The sequence below is a fragment of the Streptomyces sp. NPDC047049 genome, assembly GCF_040643995.1.
Classification (GTDB): Bacteria; Actinomycetota; Actinomycetes; order Streptomycetales; family Streptomycetaceae; genus Streptomyces; species Streptomyces mooreae.
This window is the reverse complement of sequence record NZ_JBEYVM010000011.1, coordinates 100,223-119,660: the sequence shown is the minus strand read 5'-3', so window position 1 is coordinate 119,660 and position 19,438 is coordinate 100,223. Positions and strand designations below refer to the sequence as shown.

The following is a 19,438-nucleotide window of genomic DNA, read 5'->3' as shown; positions in this document are numbered from 1 at the left end:
GTCGGACCGTTCCCTAGGGGATGCGGACGCGGACTCTCAGGGACGCGGCGGGACAGCGCCGCACAAAGGCCTCAGCCCGCCCGGTGGACCACCGCGTCGCAGAGCCCTTCCAGGGCCGACTTGGCCGTGCAGGACGGCAGCGGCGCCAGCATCGCGCGGGCCTCTTGCGCATAGCGCACGGTGTCGCGGCGGGCCTCTTCGAGCGCCGGGTGGGCGCGCAGGCCGGCCAGCGCCTCGGCATGCCGGGCGTCGTCCGTGAGATCCCCGGACAGCAGCTCGGCGAGGGCGCGGTCCTCGGGCGTACCGGCGTCGCTCTCGGCGCGTGCCCGCAGATGCAGCACGGGCAGCGTCGGGATGCCTTCCCGCAGATCCGTGCCGGGCGTCTTGCCCGATTCATGCGAATCGCTGGCGATGTCCAGCACGTCGTCGGCGAGCTGGAAGGCGGTGCCCAGCCGCTCGCCGTACTGGGTGAGGATGTTGACCGTCGACTCCTCGGCGCCCGACATCATCGCGCCGAACCGGCAGGCGACGGCGACCAGCGAGCCGGTCTTGCCGGCGAGGACGTCCAGGTAGTGGCTGATGGGGTCGCGGCCGTCGCGCGGGCCCGCGGTCTCCAGGATCTGGCCGGTCACCAGGCGTTCGAACGCCTCGGCCTGGATCCGGACCGCCTCCGGCCCGAGGTCGGCGAGGATGTGCGAGGCGCGGGCGAACAGGAAGTCGCCGGTCAGCACCGCGACGGAGTTGCCCCAGCGGGCGTTGGCGCTGGCCACGCCACGGCGCACCTCGGCCTCGTCCATCACGTCGTCGTGATACAGCGTCGCGAGATGCGTCAGCTCCACGACGACCGCGGAGGGCACCACGCCCGGGCTGTAGGGGTCACCGAATTGGGCGGCGAGCGTCACCAGCAGCGGCCGGAACCGCTTACCGCCCGCGCGCACGAGGTGCTGCGCGGATTCGGTGATGAACGGCACGTCGCTCTTGGTGGCCTCCAGCAGGCCCTCCTCGACAGCCGCCAACCCGGCCTGGACATCGGCCTCAAGAGCCTGGTCCCGCACGCTCAGCCCGAAGGGCCCGACGACGGTCACGAGGGGTACTCCTGTCTGCTGACGATCAAACTGAATGTCGATCTGTCGCTGTCTCCACCATTGGCCAGCGTATCCGGTCGCAGTTCGATCACCGTGAGCGCCCGCCCCCCGAACCGCCCGGGAAGCACAGCGGCCCGGCCGACAGGTTCTGGATCACCTGTTGACGCGAGTGTGACGCGGGAGCATGGGGTCCGGCAACGAGAGGAGTATTTCCGGCCTGCTTCTTGTCCGGCAAGACCTCTCGCCCGGCCCCGGGCACGGCCCCGCCCCGGGCACGGCGGCTCCGCTCGCCGCCGCCCTCGCCGCGGCCCCCCGGGTGAAAGCACCACAGCGCAGGGTGACTTCCCCCATGGGAGAGGAACCGCGGGCCCCACCGGAAGCACGCAGCCGTACCGGCTCACCTCACCCGTGAGCCCGCCTCCCGTAAGCCTGCTCCCCCGGGCCCGCTCCCCCGCAGACGCGCAGCCCCGCTCACCCCCAGGCCCGCGCCACCGCCCGTGCCAGCCGCGGCGAGGCGAACCGTGTGCCGCACACGAAGCGCATCACCGGCCCGAACGAGGCGGCCGCCGGCAGCCCCGTGAAGTACAGCCCCGGTACGGACGAGCCGAAGCCGGCGTCCAGCAGCGGCCCGCCGGCCCGTGTCACGATCCCGGTGCGCAACCCCTGGCCCAGGAAATCCAGTGCCGCCAGGTCCATCCGGTAGCCCGTCGCGGCCAGCACATGGTCGGCGGCGAGCTCCCCGCCCTGCCCGTCGGCCCCGCGCAGCGCCAGCACGGGACGGCCGTCACGGACCGTGGCCCGTACGATCCGCCGCCCCTGCGTCACCTGCACCCGGCCGGCGAAACGGTCCCGCAGCCACCACGCCCCCAGCGGGCCGAGCACCCGCCGCACCAGATACCGCCGGGCGGGCACCGGCAGCCGGCGGAAGCCGCCGGCGTAATACGTCAGCGCATGCAGCGACCAGGCGTTGCCGAACGGCGACGGCGGCCGCAGGCGGGGCTGGCGGTCCGGCGGCGCCCCGAAGCCCACCGCGCCCTCGCGGCGCGCCACGACCCGTACGGACGCCGCGCCCGCCTCGGCGAGCAGCACCGCGCTCTCCAGCGCCGACTGCCCGGCGCCGATCACCACCACCTCACGGCCGGCCAGCGCGGACAGGTCGTGGTGCTGCGAACTGTGCGAGACCGGCCCCGTGGCGGACGGCCCGTCCGGGATCGCGGCGGCCAGCTCCGGCGGCAGCTGCGCCAGCCCGCTCAGGCCGGTGGCCACGACCACGGCCCGCGCGGCGACCTGCTCCCCGCTGTCCAGCTTCAGCTCGAAGCCGCCGCCTTGCCGGTCGACCGAGACCACCCTGACCTGCTCCAGGCCGGGGACCGTGCGCTGCTGCACCCACTGCCCGTACCGGATGAACACCTCGACGGGGACGATGTCCCAGTCCGAGGGGTAGGGCCCCTCCCCCGTCTTCGCGCAGAAGTCGCCGAGGGTGTGGCCGGGCTGCGGGACATCGATGGTGGAAGCCGCCGGCGTCGACTTGAGCAGCATGCCCGCGGGCATCTGCGTGCGCCAGCTCGCCATCGGCGCCCCGAAGACCCGCACCGGCAGACCGCGCGCCCGTAGGTGCGCGGCCGTCGACACGCCGTACGGGCCGGCCCCGATGACCGCTACCGGAGTGCTCACTTCGGTCCCTCCCCTTGCCTGAGTGGTGCCTCGGTACCCGCCCGGCGGCCCGCCCGCCGCAGCTGCCTCAGATGCCGGGCGCCCGGCCCGGCGGACCGCGCCAGCATCGTGAAGAACGGCAGCGGGTCGTCGCCCGCGAACCACGCCAGCTCGGTGCCCGAGGCCCGCGCCGGAGCGTGCGGCGGGCGCGAGCCGCTGCGCCGGTACGCGAGCCGGGCGGGCAGATCGACGTTCTCGACGACGAAGCGGCGCCCGGCCCGCTGCGCCCCCTCGGGGACGGTGCGCCCGGTGAGTTCCAGATGCTGGGCGCGGACGACGTCCACCCCGGCGGCGTTCTCGAAGAGCCGGAACTGCGCGCCCATCCGCGGATTGAAGTCCAGCAGCTTGTACTTGCCGTCGCGGCGGTCGAACCGCCAGTCCAGATCGGCGATGCCGATGAACCCGATGCGGTCGGCGAACCGCGCCGACAGGGTGGCGAGTTCCGGGTTGTCGACGACATACGCGCAGGCCGTCATGCCCGCGTGCGGCGGCCAGGAGCGCACCTTTACCCCGGTGAACAGCACCAGCGGCGCACGGTCCGCGCCGAAGCAGGCATGCACGATCCAGTCCTCGGCCTGCTCCCGCGGCAGGTACTCCTGCAGGATCACGCCCGGCCGCGGACCCCAGTCACGGGCCAGGTCCAGCAGCTGGTCCGGCCCTCCTATGCGGGTCGTCCCCGCGACGGCGGGCCGTTTGCGCCGGACGAACGCCTCGCGGTTCTTGGCCACCACCGGGAAGCGCGCGCGCCCGGCGTACGCCTCGATGTCCGCGTACGAACCGGGGAAGACGGCGGCCGGCGAGGGCACCCCATGGGCCGCGCACAGTTCGTGCAGGCCCTGTTTGCTGGCCAGCCGGCGCGGCAGCCCGGGGGCGACCCGGGGGAAGAGGAACGACCCGGCGAGCGCTTCGGCGTGCTCGGCTATCAGTACGGCCGCCTCTTCGTCGGTGGGAAGCAGCAGCGTCGGGCGGCCGATCCGCCGGCCGATCCGCAGCAGCCCCGTCACCAGCCGGTCCGGCTCCTCCCGCCCGGTGGTCGGCCAGACGAAACGGCCACGGAGGTAGCGCGAGAGGGCCGCCGGGGTGAAGCGGTCCTCCGTCACGGCGTACATGGGCACCCCGAGCCGCCCCAGGCTGCGGATCGCCCCCACACCTCCGTGGTGCAGGGGGTAAGCCCCGATTTTCACGATCAGCCCCGGAACGCTCCGGTCGACCGCGGGCCGTGCGGCACTGCGAGCCACGTGTCCCCCCAACGGCGCGGTCCCTCCCCGGCCCGCGCCAGGAAAGGAAGCTAGGCCCGAATTGCGCGGTGCAGCAAGGCTTTTCCGGACATTGCCGATGCTTGGGGGCGCATCAGGCAGCGCGCCCGCCGTCCAAATCCGTACGCCTCCGCGCCCACGCGCCCCATGACCGCCCCGCCGGTCGCCGCCCGGCCGTACGCTGATCGTCGGCACCGCCGGCCGACGGGCCACCAGGCCCGGCCGGCCCGCCCACCGGCGACGACGAACGCGAGGAGCTGTCCATGCCCGAGCAGAGCCCGTTCGACCTGGCGGAAGGCGATCCCTTCGGCCCGCACAACCTGCCCTACGGTGTGTTCAGCACCGCCGACGCGCCCGGTCAGCGGCGCCTCGGCGTCCGCTACGGCGACCGGGTCCTCGATCTGAGCGCACTGCCGAGCGCCCTGCCCGCCGCCATCCACCCGCACGCCGAACTGCTCGCGGCCCCGACCCTCAACCCGCTGCTGGCGGCAGGCCGCCCCGTCTGGCAGCAGATCCGGGCGGCCGTCCACAGCGCCGTGACCGACCCGGCGCACCGCGACGAAGTGGCACCGCTGTTCCATCCGCTCGCCGAGGTCACGCTGCACCTCCCCTTCGAGGTCGCCGACTACGTCGACTTCTACGCCAGCGAGCACCACGCCACCAACGTCGGCCGGATCTTCCGCCCGGACGCCGCGGCGCTGACCCCCAACTGGAAGCACCTGCCGATCGGTTACCACGGCCGGGCGGGCACCGTCGTCGTCAGCGGCACCCCGGTCGTCCGGCCGCACGGCCAGCGCAAGGCCCCCACGGACGAGGCGCCCGCCTTCGGCCCCTCCCTCCGCCTCGACATCGAGGCCGAGGTCGGCTTCGTCGTGGGGACGTCCTCCACGCTGCACGAGCCCGTCCCGCAGGAAGCCTTCCGCGACCACGTCTTCGGCGTCTGCCTGCTCAACGACTGGTCCGCGCGCGACATCCAGGCCTGGGAGTACGTGCCGCTCGGCCCCTTCCTGGGCAAGTCCTTCGCCACCTCCGTCTCCGCCTGGATCACCCCGCTCGACGCCCTCGACGAGGCCCGGACGCCGCCGCCCGCCCGTGACGTGCCGCTGCTGCCCTACCTCGACGACGCGGACGCGGAGCCGGGCGGCATCGACATCCGCATCGAGGTGCGCATCAACGGCGAGACCGTCTCCCGGCCGCCGTTCTCCACCATGTACTGGACGGCCGCCCAGCAGCTCGCCCATATGACCGTCAACGGCGCCTCGCTGCGCACCGGCGACCTGTTCGCCTCCGGCACCGTCTCCGGGCCCGACCCCGACCAGCTCGGCTGCCTGCTGGAGCTCACCCAGGGCAAGGGCCCCTACCTCCAGGATGGCGACGAGGTCACCCTCACTGCCTGGGCGCCCGGCCCCGACGGCGCCCGGATCGGCCTGGGCGAGGTCACCGGCCGCATCCTGCCCGCGGAATGACCGAGCCACCGCTCACCCTCCCGGAGGAGCTGCTGCTGCTCGCCCTCGCCCCGGTCCGCGGCCGGCGGCACATGCCGCCCTACGTCACAGCCCCACACCAAGTCCGTACCGGCGTTGCCGCGGTCCGGGGCCCGTCGCGGAGCGCTGCTAGCCTCACGGGTCCCTGACCCACAACGGAGGAGACGTACGTGCGCAAGGCAGCGCAGATCGCCGGGGCGGCAGCCATCGCCGCGATGCTGCTCAGCGGTTGCGGAAGCAGCGGCGACAACGGCAGCGACAGCAAGCCGAGCAAGACGCCGCAGGCCGCGCCGTCGACTCCGGGCGGCGCCGACAAGTCCGGGGGCGCGGGCTCGGTCGAGGGTGCCTGGAAGGCCGGCACGAAGAGCAGCCCGCTGATCCTGGTGATCAGCAAGGGCACCGTCGCCTTCAGCAACGGGCACAAGGCCGCCTGCCTGGGCAAGGTCCAGGAGATGGCCGGGATGACCATGGCCGCGGTCAAGTGCACCGACAAGGACACCACCCGCACCATGGGCACCCTCAAGCCCGCTGCCGACGGCAAGACCCTGACCGTCGACTGGAAGAACGGGCCCACCGAGAAGTACACCAAGTCCAGCGACGGCAGCGTGAAGGTCCCCGACATGCCGCAGCTGCCGAGCGGTATGCCCAAGGGCTGACCGCCCACCGGACGGCCCCTCGCACGACGGACCGTGCGCCGTACGACGCACGGCCGCCGCCCGGAACCCCCCGAGGGCTCCGGGCGGCGGCCGCTGTCGTGGCGCGCCGCCGGATCTCAGCGCACGAAGACCCCGGCCTGGCCGGCCAGGTCGAGGAAGTACTGCGGCGCCAGGCCGAGCACCAGCGTGGCCGTGACGCCGACGGCGATGGCCGTGCTCGTCAGCGGGCTGGGCACCGCGACGGTCGGGCCGTCCGCCTTGGGCTCGTTGAAGAACATCAGCACGATCACGCGGATGTAGAAGAACGCCGCGATGGCCGACGAGATCACACCGACGACCACCAGCCAGCCCGCGCCGCTCTGCGCCGCCGCCTTGAACACCGCGAACTTCCCGGCGAAACCGGAGGTCAGCGGGATGCCGGCGAAGGCCAGCAGGAAGACCGCGAAGACCGCGGCCACCAGCGGCGAACGCCGGCCGAGCCCGGCCCACTTGGACAGCGCGGTGGCCTCGCCGCCCGCGTCCCGCACCAGGGTGACCACGGCGAAGGCGCCGAGCGTCACGAAGGAGTAGGCGCCGAGGTAGAAGAGCACCGAGGAGATGCCGTCCTTGCTGGTGGCGATGACACCCGCGAGGATGAAGCCGGCGTGGGCGATGGAGGAGTAGGCCAGCAGCCGCTTGATGTCGGTCTGGGTGATGGCGACGATCGCCCCGCCCAGCATGGTGAGGATCGCGACGCCCCACATCACCGGCTGCCAGTCCCAGCGCAGGCCCGGCAGGGCGACGTACAGCAGCCGCAGCAGCGCACCGAACGCGGCGACCTTGGTGGCGGCCGCCATGAAGCCGGTGACGGGGGTCGGGGCGCCCTGGTAGACGTCCGGGGTCCACATGTGGAAGGGGACCGCGCCGACCTTGAACAGCAGCCCCATCAGCACCAGCGCCGCACCGATCAGGAGCAGCACGTCATTGCCCATCGTGCCGGCCAGCGCCGGATCGATCTGCTTGGCGCCGTCCGAGACGACCTCGGCGATCCCGGCGTAGGTGACCGTGCCCGCATAGCCGTACAGCAGGGCCACGCCGAACAGCAGGAAGGCCGACGAGAAGGCGCCGAGGAGGAAGTACTTCACCGCGGACTCCTGTGACAGCAGCCGCTGGCGGCGGGCCAGCGCGCACAGGATGTACAGCGGGAGGGAGAAGACCTCCAGCGCGATGAAGAGCGTCAGCAGGTCGTTGGCCGCCGGGAAGACCAGCATCCCGCCGACCGCGAAGAGCAGGATCGGGAAGACCTCGGTGGTGGTGAACCCGGCCTTCACCGCGGCCTGTTCGGCGGCGCCGCCGGGAACGGCAGCGGCCTGGGCGGCGAAGGAGTCCACCCGCTTTCCGTGCGCCGCCGGGTCGAGCCGCCGCTCGGCGAAGGTGAAGACCGCGATCAGGGACACCAGCAGGATCGTGCCCTGCAGGAACAGCGCCGGGCCGTCGACGGCGAGGGCGCCCATGGCCGCGAGGTGCGCCTTGGACGAGCCGAAGCCGCCGGCCGCCAGGCCGATCACCGCGGCGAACGCGGCGGCCAGCGCCACCACGGTCAGCAGCAGTTGGGAGGAGTAGCGGTGACGGCGCGGCACGAACCCCTCGATGAGGACGCCGGCCACCGCCGCGCCGAGGACGATCAGCGTCGGCGACAGCTGGGCGTACTCGATGTGCGGCGCCGGGATCTTGCCCGGCGCACCGGACGCCGCTGTCCACAGGCTGTGGACACTTGCCACGGAACTCACTTCGCGGCCTCCACGTCTTGAGGGCGCACGGTATGGCCGGCCCGGTCTCCACCGGGCACGGCGTCCACCCGCACAGGGGGCTTGGGGTCCTTCTTGTCCACGACGGACAGGGTGTGGCCGACCGCCGGATTGACGAGGTCGGTGAGCGGCTTGGGGTACACCCCGAGGAAGAGCAGCAGCGCGATCAGCGGCGCCACCACCACCAGCTCCCGCACCCGCAGGTCCGGCATGCTCCGTACGTCCTCCTTCACCGGCCCGGTCATCGTCCGCTGGTAGAGGACGAGGACGTACAGCGCGGCGAGGACGATGCCGAGGGTGGCGATGATGCCGATCACCGGATAGCGGCTGAAGGTGCCGACCAGGACCAGGAATTCGCTGACGAACGGTGCCAGGCCGGGCAGTGACAGGGTGGCCAGGCCGCCGATGAGGAAGGTGCCGGCGAGGACCGGGGCGACCTTCTGGACGCCGCCGAAGTCCGCGATCAGGCGCGAGCCGCGGCGGCTGATCAGGAAGCCGGCCACCAGCATCAGCGCGGCGGTCGAGATGCCGTGGTTGACCATGTAGAGCGTCGCGCCGCTCTGGCCCTGGGACGTCATCGCGAAGATGCCCATGATGATGAACCCGAAGTGGGAGATCGAGGCGTAGGCGATCAGCCGCTTGATGTCCCGCTGGGCGACCGCCAGCAGCGCGCCGTACAGCACACTGATCAGCGCGAGGACGAGGATGACCGGGGTGGCCCAGCTGCTGGCCCCGGGGAAGAGCTGGAGGCAGAAGCGGAGCATCGCGAAGGTGCCGACCTTGTCGACGACCGCGGTGATCAGCACCGCGACCGGCGAGGTCGACTCGCCCATGGCGCCGGGCAGCCAGGTGTGCAGCGGCCACAGCGGCGCCTTCACCGCGAAGGCGAAGAAGAAGCCGAGGAAGAGCAGCCGTTCGGTGCCGGCTGCGATGTCCAGCTTGCCGGCCGCCCGCGCCTCGACGATCTGCTGCAGCGAGAACGTGCCGGTGCCGAGCTGGTCGGCGGTGACGGCGTACAGCCCGATCACCGCGGCCAGCATGATCAGTCCGCCGGCGAGGTTGTAGAGCAGGAACTTCACCGCGGCCGACGACCGCCGGCCGGCGTCCTGTTCCTCGCCGTCCCCGCCCGCCCGGTCCCCGAAGCCGCCGATGAGGAAGTACATCGGGATCAGCATGGCTTCGAAGAAGAGGTAGAAGAGGAAGACGTCGGTGGCCTCGAAGGAGAGGACCACCATCGCCTCGACGGCCAGGATCAGCGCGAAGAAGCCCTGGGTGGGCCGCCAGCGCCGGTTGGGCGTGGCCTCTTCCAGGGGGTCGGCGTCATGCCAGCCGGCCAGGATGACGAACGGGATCAGCAGGGTGGTCAGCGCGATCAGGGCGACCGCGATGCCGTCCACACCGAGTTCGTAGCGGACGCCGAAGTCGCTGATCCAGGCGTGCGATTCGGTGAGCTGGAAGGGGCCCTTGGCGCCGGGATCGAAGCGGAACGCGACCACCAGCGCCAGCGCGAAGGTGGCCAGCGAGAACAGCAGCGCGAGCCATTTGGCCGCGGTGCGCTTGGCGGCGGGCAGCGCGGCGGTGGCGATCGCACCGGCCGCCGGCACCACGGCCACCGCCGTCAGCAGGGGAAATGACATGGCTCAGACACCCCTCATCAGCAGGGTCGCGGCGACGAGAACGGCGGCCCCGCCCAGCATCTGGACCGCGTACGAACGGACGAATCCGGTCTGCAACCGGCGCAGCAGGCCGGAGAGTCCGCCCATCGAGGCCGCCGTGCCGTTGACCGCGCCGTCCACGAGGGAGCGGTCGAGCTGGACGAGCGTGCCGGTGAGCTCTTCCCCACCGCGCACGAACACGACGTGGTTGAAGTCGTCCTGGAGCAGATCGCGGCGGGCCGCCCGGGTCAGCAGCGAGCCGCGCGGGGCGAGCGCCGGAACGGGCTTGCGGCCGTACATCAGCCAGGCGATGCCGACACCGATGAGCAGCACCACGATCGTCGAGGCGGTGACGGTGGTCGCACTGACCGGGGAGTGGCCGTGTGCGAACGAGGTGACCGGCTCCAGCCACTTCACAAAGGCCTCGTTGACGCTGAACAGCCCGCCCGCGAAGACCGATCCGAGGGCCAGCACGATCATCGGGACCGTCATGACCTTCGGCGACTCGTGCGGATGCACCTCGTCGGGGTTCCAGCGCTTCTCGCCGAAGAACGTCATCAGCATCACCCGGGTCATGTAGAACGCGGTGATCGCCGCGCCCAGCAGGGCCGCGCCGCCGAGGATCCAGCCCTCGGTGCCGCCCTTGGCGAACGCCGCCTCGATGATCTTGTCCTTGGAGAAGAAGCCGGACAGCCCGGGGAAGCCGATGATCGCCAGATAGCCGAGGCCGAAGGTGACGAAGGTGACCGGCAGGTACTTCCGCAGCCCGCCGTAACGGCGCATGTCCACCTCGTCGTTCATGCCGTGCATCACGGAGCCGGCGCCGAGGAAGAGGCCCGCCTTGAAGAAGCCGTGGGTGACCAGGTGCATGATCGCGAAGGCGTAGCCGACCGGGCCGAGGCCGGCGGCCAGGATCATGTAGCCGATCTGCGACATCGTCGAGCCGGCCAGCGCCTTCTTGATGTCGTCCTTGGCGCAACCGACGATCGCACCGAAGAGGAGGGTGACCGCACCGACCACGACGACCGCCAGCTGGGCGGTCGGCGCGGCGTTGAAGATCGCCCCGGAGCGGGTGATCAGATACACCCCGGCGGTGACCATGGTCGCGGCGTGGATCAGGGCCGAGACCGGGGTCGGGCCCTCCATCGCGTCACCGAGCCAGGACTGCAGCGGCACCTGCGCCGACTTGCCGCAGGCGGCCAGCAGCAGCATCAGCCCGAGGGCGGTCAGCTTGCCCTCGGACGTGTCACCGGTGGCGGCGAGCACCGGGCCGAAGGCGAAGGTCCCGAACGTCGTGAACATCAGCATGATCGCGATGGACAGGCCCATGTCGCCGACCCGGTTGACCAGGAACGCCTTCTTGGCGGCGGTGGCCGCGCTCGGCTTGTGCTGCCAGAAACCGATCAGGAGGTACGAGGCGAGGCCGACGCCCTCCCAGCCGACGTACAGCAGGAGGTAGTTGTCGGCGAGGACGAGCAGCAGCATCGCCGCGAGGAAGAGGTTGAGGTAGCCGAAGAAGCGGCGACGCCGCTCGTCGTGCTCCATATAGCCGATCGAGTAGATGTGGATCAGCGATCCGACACCGGTGATCAGCAGGACGAAGGTCATCGACAGCTGGTCGAGCTGGAAGGCGATATCGGCCCGGAAGCCGCCGACCGGAATCCAGGTGAACAGGTGCTGGTGCAGGGCACGGTGCTCGGCGCCCTTGCCGAGCATGTCGGCGAAGAGCACCACCCCGAGGGCGAACGACGCCACCGAGAACAGCGTGCCGATGAGGTGACCGGTGCGGTCCAGCCGGGTGCCGCCGCACAGCAGCAGGGCCGCACCGACCAGCGGTGCCGCGACAAGCAGCGCGATCAAGTTCTCCACTTTGTGCGACCCCTTACAGCTTCATCAGGCTGGCGTCGTCGACCGAGGCCGTATGACGGGTGCGGAAGATCGACACGATGATCGCCAGGCCGACCACGACCTCGGCCGCGGCGACGACCATCGTGAAGAAGGCGATGATCTGGCCGTCCAGATTCCCGTGCATCCGCGAGAAGGTGACGAAGGCGAGATTGCAGGCGTTGAGCATCAGCTCGATGCACATGAACACCACGATGGCGTTCCGCCTGATCAGCACCCCGGCCGCACCGATGGTGAACAACAGGGCGGCGAGATAGAGGTAGTAGACCGGGTTCATTTCTTGGCCCCCTCCTTGTGCTCCTTCGGCGCCACGCCGCCGGACGACGAGGGCCGGGGCTCCTCGGAACCCCGGCCCAGCCAGTTCTCGGAGCGCTCCTCCAGCGCCTTCAGCTCGGCGAGCGATTCACCGGAGACATCGCGGATCTGGCCGCGCTCCCGCAGCGTCGGGCTGACGCTCAGCTCGGACGTGGTGCCGTCGGGCAGCAGGCCCGGGATGTCGACGGCGTTGTGCCGGGCGTAGACGCCGGGGGCGGGCAGCGGCGGCACCTGCTTCCCCTCGCGGACCCGCGCCTCGGACTGCTCGCGTTGCGTCCTGGCGCGCTCCGTACGCTCCCGGTGGGTGAGCACCATCGCGCCGACGGCCGCCGTGATCAGCAGCGCGCCGGTGATTTCGAAGGCGAAGACGTACTTGGTGAAGATGAGCGCGGCCAGGCCCTGCACATTGCCGCCGGCGTTGGCCTCGCCCAGGCCGTCGAACTCCTTGAGCGAGGCGTTGCCGATCCCGGCGATCAGCAGGATGCCGAAGCCGATGCCCAGTCCGGCGGCGAGCCAGCGCTGCCCCTTCAGCGTCTCCTTGAGGGAGTCCGCCGCGGTGACACCGACCAGCATCACGACGAACAGGAACAGCATCATGATCGCGCCCGTATAGACGACGATCTGGACGACGCCGAGGAAGTACGCGCCGTTGGCGAGGTAGAAGACCGCCAGGACGATCATGGTCCCGGCGAGCGAGAGGGCGCTGTGCACGGCGCGCTTCATCAGGATCGTGCACAGCGCGCCGCTCACGGCGACGATGCCCAGGATCCAGAACTGCACGGCCTCTCCGGTGGAGGTCATGGAGGCCGCGGCGGCGAGTGCGGTCATGCGTTCGCCCCCTTCTCCCGGGCGTTCCCGTCGGCCTTCTCGCCCTTGGAGACCGCGACCTGACGGACGGTCCCCGGAGCGGCCTCGGTCACCAGGCCCTGGTAGTAGTCCTTCTCCGTCATGCCGGGGTAGATCGCGTGCGGCGAGTCGACCATCGTCTCCGACAGGCCCGCCAGCAGTTCCTCCTTGGTGTAGATGAGCGATTCGCGGGACCGGTCGGCGAGTTCGTACTCGTTGGTCATGGTCAGCGCGCGGGTCGGACAGGCCTCCACGCACAGGCCGCACAGGATGCAGCGCAGGTAGTTGATCTGGTAGACGCGGCCGTAGCGCTCGCCCGGGGAGTAGCGCTCCTCGGGGGTGTTGTCCGCGCCCTCGACGTAGATCGCGTCCGCCGGGCAGGCCCAGGCGCACAGCTCGCAGCCGATGCACTTCTCCAGCCCGTCGGGATGGCGGTTGAGCTGGTGGCGGCCGTGGAAACGCGGCGCCGTCGGCTTCTTCTCCTCCGGGTACTGCTCGGTCAGCCGCTTCTTGAACATGGCCTTGAAGGTCACGCCGAAGCCGGCCACGGGGTTCTGGAACTCAGGCACCGTCGCCCCCCTTTCCGTCGTTTCCATTTCCGTCACTGACAGTGTCCACCCCGCCACTGACAATCAGCTCGCGCTCACGGCGCGGCCGGCGTCGCGGCACCGGTGGCAGGCTCTGTCCGGGCAGCGGCGGCACGGGGAAGCCGCCGGCCATCGGGTCGAAGGCCCCGTCGCCGTCCGTCTCCTCCTTCTCGGCGCGCCGGAAGAAGTCCACGAGGAGGGAGATCAGCAGCAGCAGGACGGCGCCGCCGGCGACATAGAGCACGATCTGCGAGAAGTCGTAGCCCTCGTTCTTCAGCGCCCGGACGGTGGCGACCAGCATCAGCCAGACCAGCGAGACCGGGATGAGGACCTTCCAGCCCAGCTTCATGAACTGGTCGTAGCGCACCCGGGGAAGGGTGCCGCGCAGCCAGATGAAGAAGAACAGCAGCAGCTGCACCTTGATCGTGAACCAGAGCAGCGGCCACCAGCCGTGGTTCGCGCCCGCCCAGAACGTGGAGATCGGCCAGGGGGCCTTCCAGCCGCCCAGGAAGAGCGTGATCGCGACCGCCGAGACGGTGACCATGTTGATGTACTCGGCGAGCATGAACATCGCGAACTTGATGGACGAGTACTCGGTGTTGAAGCCGCCGACGAGGTCACCCTCGGACTCCGGCATGTCGAACGGCGCCCGGTTGGTCTCGCCCACCATCGCGACGATGTAGATGATGAAGGACACCGGCAGCAGCAGGACGTACCACCTGTTCTGCTGCGACTCCACGATGGTCGACGTCGACATCGACCCGGAGTAGAGGAACACCGCCGCGAACGACATCCCCATCGCGATCTCGTACGAGATCATCTGCGCGCACGAGCGAAGCCCGCCGAGCAGCGGGTAGGTCGAGCCGGACGACCAGCCGGCCAGCACGATGCCGTAGATGCCGACCGAGGCCGTGGCCAGGATGTAGAGGATGCCGATCGGCAGGTCGGTGAGCTGCATCGGGGTGCGGACGCCGAAGATGGAGATCTCGTTGCCGGCCGGGCCGAAGGGGATCACCGCGATCGCCATGAAGGCCGGGATGGCCGCCACGATGGGCGCGAGGACGTAGACCACCTTGTCGGCCCGCTTGACGACCAGGTCCTCCTTCAGCATCAGCTTGATGCCGTCGGCGAGGGACTGCAGCATCCCCCAGGGGCCGTGCCGGTTGGGGCCGATGCGCAGCTGCATCCAGGCGACCACCTTGCGTTCCCAGACGATCGAGAACAGCACCGTCAGCATCAGGAACGCGAAGCAGAAGACCGCCTTGATGACGACCAGCCACCACGGGTCGCGGCCGAACATCGACAGGTCTTCCTGTGCCAGCGCACCACCGGTGGCGGCGAGTTGACCGAGCTGCATCATGCGTCCACCTCCTCGGCCGGCTCCGGGGTGCCCGGGGCGGCGGAGATCTTCACCAGGTCACCGGGTTGCGCCCCGGTGTCGGCGGCGACGCCACCGCCCGTCGAGTTGAGCGGCAGCCACACCACCCGGTCGGGCATCGGCGTGACGTGGAGCGGCAGGTGGACCGCGCCGGCCGGTCCGCTCACCGCCAGCAGGTCACCGTCCTTGACGCCGGTCTCCTGCGCGGTGATCCGCGACAGCCGGGCAACGGCGGCGTGCCGGGTGCCGGCCAGCGCCTCGTCGCCCTCCTGGAGCAGCCCCTGGTCCAGCAGGAGCCGGTGTCCGGCGAGGACCGCCTCGCCGGGCTCGGGGCGGGGCAGCGGGCGTCCGCTCTCCCGGGGCTCGTCCGCGCGGGGGCCGTCCCAGCCGCCGAGCCGGTCCAGTTCGCGGCGCGCCGCGCGGATGTCGGGCAGCGCCAGATGGACGTCGAGGGCGTCGGCGAGCATGTGCAGCACCCGGGCATCGGGCAGCAGATGCCGGCGGGTCATCTGGTCCGGTTTGAGGGCGGCCTCGAACAGCCGCGCCCGGCCTTCCCAGTTGAGGAAGGTGCCGGCCTTCTCGACCACGGCCGCCACCGGGAGGACCACATCCGCCCGGTCGGTGACCTGCGAGGGCCGCAGCTCCAGGCTGACCAGGAAGCCGACCTCGTCCAGGGCGGTCAGCGCACGGGCCGGGTCCGGCAGGTCGGCGACCTCGACGCCCGCCACCAGCAGGGCGCCGAGCTCGCCGGTCGCCGCGGCCTCGATGATCTGGCCGGTGTCCCGGCCGTGCCGGTGCGGCAGCGCGGCCACGCCCCAGACGGCCGCGACCTCGTCACGGGCCCGCGGGTCGGTGGCCGGCCGCCCACCGGGCAGCAGACCGGGCAGGGCGCCCGCCTCGACGGCGCCGCGTTCGCCCGCCCGCCGGGGGATCCACACCAGCTGGGCGCCGGTGGCCAGGGCGGCACGGACGGCGGAGGTCAGGGCGCCGGGGACGCCCGCCAGCCGTTCGCCGACGACGATCACCGCGCCGTCGGCCCGCAGCGCCTCGGCCGCCGCCTGCCCCTCGCCGTCCAGGCCGACGCCGCCCGCGAGCGCGTCCAGCCATTCGGTCTCGGTGCCGGGCGCGGCCGGCAGCAGCGTGCCGCCCGCCTTGATCAGCCCGCGGGAGGCGTACCCGGCCAGCCCGAAGGTGCGCTGGCCGCTCCTGCGGTGCGCCTTGCGCAGCCGCAGGAAGACACCGGGCGCCTCCTCCTCGGCCTCGATTCCGGCCAGCAGGACGGCCGGCGCCTGCTCCAGCGCGGTGTAGGTGACGCCGCCGCCTCCCCCGGGCTCCGTCCGGGAGGTGCCCCCGAGATCCCGGCCACGCCCGGCGACTTGGGACGCCAGGAACTCGGCCTCCTCCGCGCTGTGCACCCGCGCCCGGAAGTCGATGTCGTTGGTGTCCAGCGCGATCCGGGCGAACTTGGCGTAGGCGTAGGCGTCCTCCACCGTCAGCCGGCCGCCGGTCAGCACCCCGGTGCGGCCCTTGGCGGCGGACAGCCCGCGGGCCGCCGCCTCCAGGGCCTCGGGCCAGCTCACCGGCTCCAGTTCACCGGACTCCGGGTTGCGTACGAGGGGCTGCTCCAGCCGGTCGCGCTGCTGCGCGTAGCGGAAGGCGAACCGCCCCTTGTCGCAGATCCACTCCTCGTTGACCTCGGGATCGTTCGCCGCCAGCCGCCGCATGACCTTGCCGCGCCGGTGGTCCGTACGCGTCGCGCAGCCGCCCGCGCAGTGCTCGCACACCGACGGCGAGGAGACCAGGTCGAACGGGCGGGAGCGGAAGCGGTACGCGGCGGAGGTGAGCGCGCCGACCGGGCAGATCTGGATGGTGTTGCCGGAGAAGTACGACTGGAAGGGGTCGCCCTCCCCGGTGCCGACCTGCTGGAGGGCGCCGCGCTCGACCAGCTCGATCATCGGGTCGCCGGCGATCTGGTTGCTGAAGCGGGTGCAGCGCGCGCACAGCACGCACCGCTCGCGGTCCAGCAGCACCTGGGTGGAGATCGGCACCGGCTTGGCGAAGGTGCGCTTCTTGCCCTCGAAGCGCGACTCCGGGTCACCGACCTGCATCGCCTGGTTCTGCAGCGGGCACTCGCCGCCCTTGTCGCAGACCGGGCAGTCCAGCGGGTGGTTGATCAGCAGCAGCTCCATCACGCCGCGCTGGGCCTTCTCGGCCACCGGCGAGGTGAGCTGCGACTTGACGACCATGCCATCGGTGCAGGTGATGGTGCAGGAGGCCATCGGTTTGCGCTGGCCCTCGACCTCGACGATGCACTGCCGGCAGGCGCCCGCCGGGTCCAGCAGCGGGTGGTCGCAGAACCGCGGGATCTCGATGCCGAGGAGTTCGGCGGCGCGGATGACCAGCGTCCCCTTGGGGACGGAGATCTCGATGCCGTCGATCGTCAGGGTGACGAGGTCTTCCGGCGGGATCGCCGCCTCGCCGCCTCCCGAGGGAGCACTTGTGGTGACGGTCATGCGTTCACCCCCAGGTGAGCGTCGTTGTCGGCCCACAGGGTCGACTTGGCCGGGTCGAAGGGGCAGCCCTTGCCGGTGATGTGCTGCTCGTACTCCTCGCGGAAGTACTGCAGCGAGGAGAAGATCGGCGAGGCGGCGCCGTCGCCGAGGGCGCAGAAGGACTTGCCGTTGATGTTGTCGGCGATGTCGTTCAGCTTGTCGAGGTCGTCCATCCGGCCCTGGCCGGCCTCGATGTCGCGCAGCAACTGCACCAGCCAGTAGGTCCCTTCGCGGCAGGGCGTGCACTTGCCGCAGGACTCGTGTGCGTAGAACTCGGTCCAGCGGGTGACCGCCCGCACCACACAGGTGGTCTCGTCGAAGCACTGCAGCGCCTTGGTGCCGAGCATCGAGCCGGCCGCCCCGACGCCCTCGTAGTCCAGAGGGACATCGAGGTGTTCGTCGGTGAACATCGGCGTCGAGGAGCCGCCCGGCGTCCAGAACTTCAGCCGGTGGCCGCGGCGCATGCCGCCGCTCATGTCCAGCAGCTGGCGCAGGGTGACGCCCAAGGGGGCCTCGTACTGGCCGGGGCGGGCGACATGGCCGCTGAGCGAGTAGAGCGTGAAACCGGGGGACTTCTCGCTGCCCATGGACCGGAACCAGTCCTTGCCCCGGTTCATGATCGCGGGAACCGAGGCGATGGACTCGACGTTGTTCACCACGGTGGGGCAGGCGTACAGGCCCGCCACCGCGGGGAAGGGGGGACGCAGCCGGGGCTGTCCGCGACGGCCCTCCAGCGAGTCCAGCAGCGCGGTCTCCTCACCGCAGATGTACGCGCCGGCGCCCGCGTGCACGATCACGTCCAGGTCGAGGCCCGAGCCGAGGATGTTCCTGCCGAGGAAGCCCGCCGCATAGGCCTCGCGCACCGCTTCGTGCAGCCGCCGCAGGACGGGCACGACCTCGCCGCGCAGGTAGATGAAGGCATGGTTCGAGCGGATCGCGTGGCAGGCGATCACGATCCCCTCGATGAGGGAGTGCGGGTTCGCGAAGAGCAGCGGGATGTCCTTGCAGGTCCCGGGCTCCGACTCGTCGGCGTTGACGACGAGGTAGTGCGGTTTGCCGTCGCCCTGCGGGATGAACTGCCACTTCATCCCGGTCGGGAAGCCCGCGCCGCCGCGGCCGCGCAGCCCGGAGTCCTTGATGTACGCGATGACGTCGTCCGGGGGCATCGCGAGCGCCTTGCGCAGGCCCTCGTAGCCCTCGTGCCGGCGGTAGGTCTCCAGCGTCCAGGGCTGGGGCTGGTCCCAGAAGGCGGACAGGACGGGCGTCAGAAGCTTCTCGGGGTTGGTCTCCCCGCCGGCCTCCGGCCGGGAGGCACCCCCGTGTGCGGCTGCCACTGTCATCACTCCCCCTCCTCTGCTGCGGGTCCGGCAGGGTGCTGGTCATCGGACGCCGACGTTTGCTGCGGCGCGTCATGGGAGCTGGGGTGCCCGGCGGGCGGCTCCTCGGCGGGGTGGCCGGACGGGGGTTCGCCGCCGGTCGCGTCGGTGGTCTCGGCGGTGCGCGGCGCGATGACGTGGTCGGTGCCGCGGCCGGGGGCGGCCTCGCCCTTGGCGAGCCGCAGCCCGATCAGCGAGGCGGGGCCCGCTCCGCCGGTGGCCTCGACGGCGCCCGGCCGCTCGTCCGGGAAGCCGGCGAGCATCCGGGCGGTGTCCTTGAAGGTGCACAGCGGCGCGCCGCGGGTGGGCTCCACGCTCCGGCCGGCCCGCAGGTCGTCGACGAGCTGCCGGGCGGACTGCGGGGTCTGGTTGTCGAAGAACTCCCAGTTGACCATCACGACCGGGGCGAAGTCGCAGGCCGCGTTGCACTCGATGTGTTCGAGGGTGACGGCGCCGTCCTCGGTGGTCTCGCCGTTCCCGACGCCCAGGTACTCCTTCAGGTCCTCGAAGATGGCGTCGCCGCCCATCACCGCGCACAGCGTGTTGGTGCAGACCCCGACCTGAAAGTCACCGCCCGCCTTGCGGCGGTACATGGAGTAGAAGGTCGAGACCGCGGTGACCTCGGCGGTGGTGAGGTCGAGCATCTCGGCGCAGAAGCGGATACCGGTGCGGGTGACATGCCCTTCCTCGGCCTGGACGAGGTGCAGCAGCGGCAGCAGCGCCGAGCGCGCGCCGGGGTAGCGGGCGATCACCTCCTTGGCGTCCGCCTCCAGCCGGGCCCGTACGTCCACCGGGTAGTCGGGGGCGGGGAGTGCGGGCATCCCCAGCTGCACGTCATGGTTT

15 protein-coding genes are annotated in these 19,438 nt (G+C 71.3%); 2 read left to right on the top strand and 13 right to left on the bottom strand.

Annotated features, from left to right (window positions below):
- Nucleotides 1-71 precede the first annotated feature (71 nt).
- The 3 genes from ABZ851_RS23750 to ABZ851_RS23740 form a co-directional block, all read right to left on the bottom strand.
- Nucleotides 72-1,085, bottom strand: a complete 1,014-nt coding sequence (locus ABZ851_RS23750; protein WP_311623484.1) for a polyprenyl synthetase family protein — start codon at nt 1,083-1,085, stop codon at nt 72-74.
- 471 nt (nt 1,086-1,556) lie between these two features.
- Complete coding sequence (locus ABZ851_RS23745) at nt 1,557-2,759, bottom strand: FAD-dependent oxidoreductase (protein WP_361130985.1); 1,203 nt, start codon at nt 2,757-2,759, stop codon at nt 1,557-1,559.
- Nucleotides 2,756-3,946 (bottom strand): ATP-grasp domain-containing protein, encoded by a 1,191-nt coding sequence (locus ABZ851_RS23740; RefSeq protein ID WP_361130982.1) that lies wholly within the window; start codon nt 3,944-3,946, stop codon nt 2,756-2,758. Before ABZ851_RS23740 ends, ABZ851_RS23745 begins: the two co-directional genes overlap by 4 nt.
- Before the next feature lie 371 nt (nt 3,947-4,317).
- On the opposite strand from ABZ851_RS23740, the gene fahA reads away from it, so the two are divergent.
- Together fahA and ABZ851_RS23730 are read left to right on the top strand one after the other, a co-directional pair.
- The gene (gene fahA / locus ABZ851_RS23735) at nt 4,318-5,520 is read left to right on the top strand and encodes a fumarylacetoacetase (protein ID WP_361130979.1); all 1,203 of its coding nucleotides are present in this window, start codon (nt 4,318-4,320) and stop codon (nt 5,518-5,520) included.
- Between the two features lie 188 nt (nt 5,521-5,708).
- A complete protein-coding gene (locus ABZ851_RS23730; RefSeq protein ID WP_361130976.1) occupies nt 5,709-6,194 on the top strand; it encodes a hypothetical protein in 486 nt (161 codons plus the stop codon).
- 116 nt (nt 6,195-6,310) lie between these two features.
- On the opposite strand, the gene nuoN is transcribed toward ABZ851_RS23730, so the two are convergent.
- From nuoN to nuoE, 10 genes are read right to left on the bottom strand one after another with little or no spacing between them, the layout of a single operon-like run.
- Nucleotides 6,311-7,963, bottom strand: coding sequence for an NADH-quinone oxidoreductase subunit NuoN (gene nuoN, locus ABZ851_RS23725; protein WP_361130973.1), 1,653 nt, complete (start codon nt 7,961-7,963; stop codon nt 6,311-6,313).
- Nucleotides 7,960-9,618: an NADH-quinone oxidoreductase subunit M gene (locus ABZ851_RS23720; protein ID WP_361130970.1), complete on the bottom strand. Its 1,659-nt coding sequence runs from the start codon at nt 9,616-9,618 to the stop codon at nt 7,960-7,962. The genes nuoN and ABZ851_RS23720 overlap by 4 nt, the downstream gene beginning before the upstream one ends.
- A 3-nt stretch (nt 9,619-9,621) precedes the next feature.
- Complete coding sequence (gene nuoL / locus ABZ851_RS23715; protein WP_361130967.1) at nt 9,622-11,505, bottom strand: NADH-quinone oxidoreductase subunit L; 1,884 nt, start codon at nt 11,503-11,505, stop codon at nt 9,622-9,624.
- A 13-nt stretch (nt 11,506-11,518) separates the two neighbouring features.
- Entirely contained in the window at nt 11,519-11,818 is a 300-nt protein-coding gene (gene nuoK / locus ABZ851_RS23710) for an NADH-quinone oxidoreductase subunit NuoK (RefSeq protein WP_018090964.1), read from the bottom strand.
- Entirely contained in the window at nt 11,815-12,684 is an 870-nt protein-coding gene (locus tag ABZ851_RS23705) for an NADH-quinone oxidoreductase subunit J (protein WP_361130964.1), read from the bottom strand. The genes nuoK and ABZ851_RS23705 overlap by 4 nt, the downstream gene beginning before the upstream one ends.
- On the bottom strand, nt 12,681-13,271 hold the full coding sequence (gene nuoI, locus ABZ851_RS23700) for an NADH-quinone oxidoreductase subunit NuoI (RefSeq protein WP_361130961.1): 591 nt from the start codon (nt 13,269-13,271) through the stop codon (nt 12,681-12,683). Before nuoI ends, ABZ851_RS23705 begins: the two co-directional genes overlap by 4 nt.
- Nucleotides 13,264-14,646 (bottom strand): NADH-quinone oxidoreductase subunit NuoH, encoded by a 1,383-nt coding sequence (gene nuoH / locus ABZ851_RS23695; RefSeq protein ID WP_361131169.1) that lies wholly within the window; start codon nt 14,644-14,646, stop codon nt 13,264-13,266. Before nuoH ends, nuoI begins: the two co-directional genes overlap by 8 nt.
- Complete coding sequence (locus tag ABZ851_RS23690) at nt 14,646-17,180, bottom strand: NADH-quinone oxidoreductase subunit G (protein WP_361130958.1); 2,535 nt, start codon at nt 17,178-17,180, stop codon at nt 14,646-14,648. The genes nuoH and ABZ851_RS23690 overlap by 1 nt, the downstream gene beginning before the upstream one ends.
- Nucleotides 17,177-18,559 carry an NADH-quinone oxidoreductase subunit NuoF gene (gene nuoF / locus ABZ851_RS23685; RefSeq protein ID WP_361130955.1) on the bottom strand — a complete coding sequence of 461 codons (1,383 nt, stop codon included), beginning with the start codon at nt 18,557-18,559 and terminating at the stop codon, nt 17,177-17,179. The genes ABZ851_RS23690 and nuoF overlap by 4 nt, the downstream gene beginning before the upstream one ends.
- Nucleotides 18,559-19,416: an NADH-quinone oxidoreductase subunit NuoE gene (gene nuoE / locus ABZ851_RS23680; protein WP_361131166.1), complete on the bottom strand. Its 858-nt coding sequence runs from the start codon at nt 19,414-19,416 to the stop codon at nt 18,559-18,561. Before nuoE ends, nuoF begins: the two co-directional genes overlap by 1 nt.
- Nucleotides 19,417-19,438: the final 22 nt, after the last annotated feature.

Excerpts from the sequence above, each read along its gene's own strand:
- nuoH (WP_361131169.1), bottom strand. The coding sequence starts at position 14,646 with ATGCAGCTCGGTCAACTCGCCGCCACCGGTGGTGCGCTGGCACAGGAA.
- nuoE (WP_361131166.1), bottom strand. The coding sequence starts at position 19,416 with ATGCCCGCACTCCCCGCCCCCGACTACCCGGTGGACGTACGGGCCCGG.
- ABZ851_RS23720 (WP_361130970.1), bottom strand. The coding sequence starts at position 9,618 with ATGTCATTTCCCCTGCTGACGGCGGTGGCCGTGGTGCCGGCGGCCGGT.
- ABZ851_RS23705 (WP_361130964.1), bottom strand. The coding sequence starts at position 12,684 with ATGACCGCACTCGCCGCCGCGGCCTCCATGACCTCCACCGGAGAGGCC.
- fahA (WP_361130979.1), top strand. The coding sequence starts at position 4,318 with ATGCCCGAGCAGAGCCCGTTCGACCTGGCGGAAGGCGATCCCTTCGGC.
- ABZ851_RS23690 (WP_361130958.1), bottom strand. The coding sequence starts at position 17,180 with ATGACCGTCACCACAAGTGCTCCCTCGGGAGGCGGCGAGGCGGCGATC.
- nuoF (WP_361130955.1), bottom strand. The coding sequence starts at position 18,559 with ATGACAGTGGCAGCCGCACACGGGGGTGCCTCCCGGCCGGAGGCCGGC.
- nuoK (WP_018090964.1), bottom strand. The coding sequence starts at position 11,818 with ATGAACCCGGTCTACTACCTCTATCTCGCCGCCCTGTTGTTCACCATC.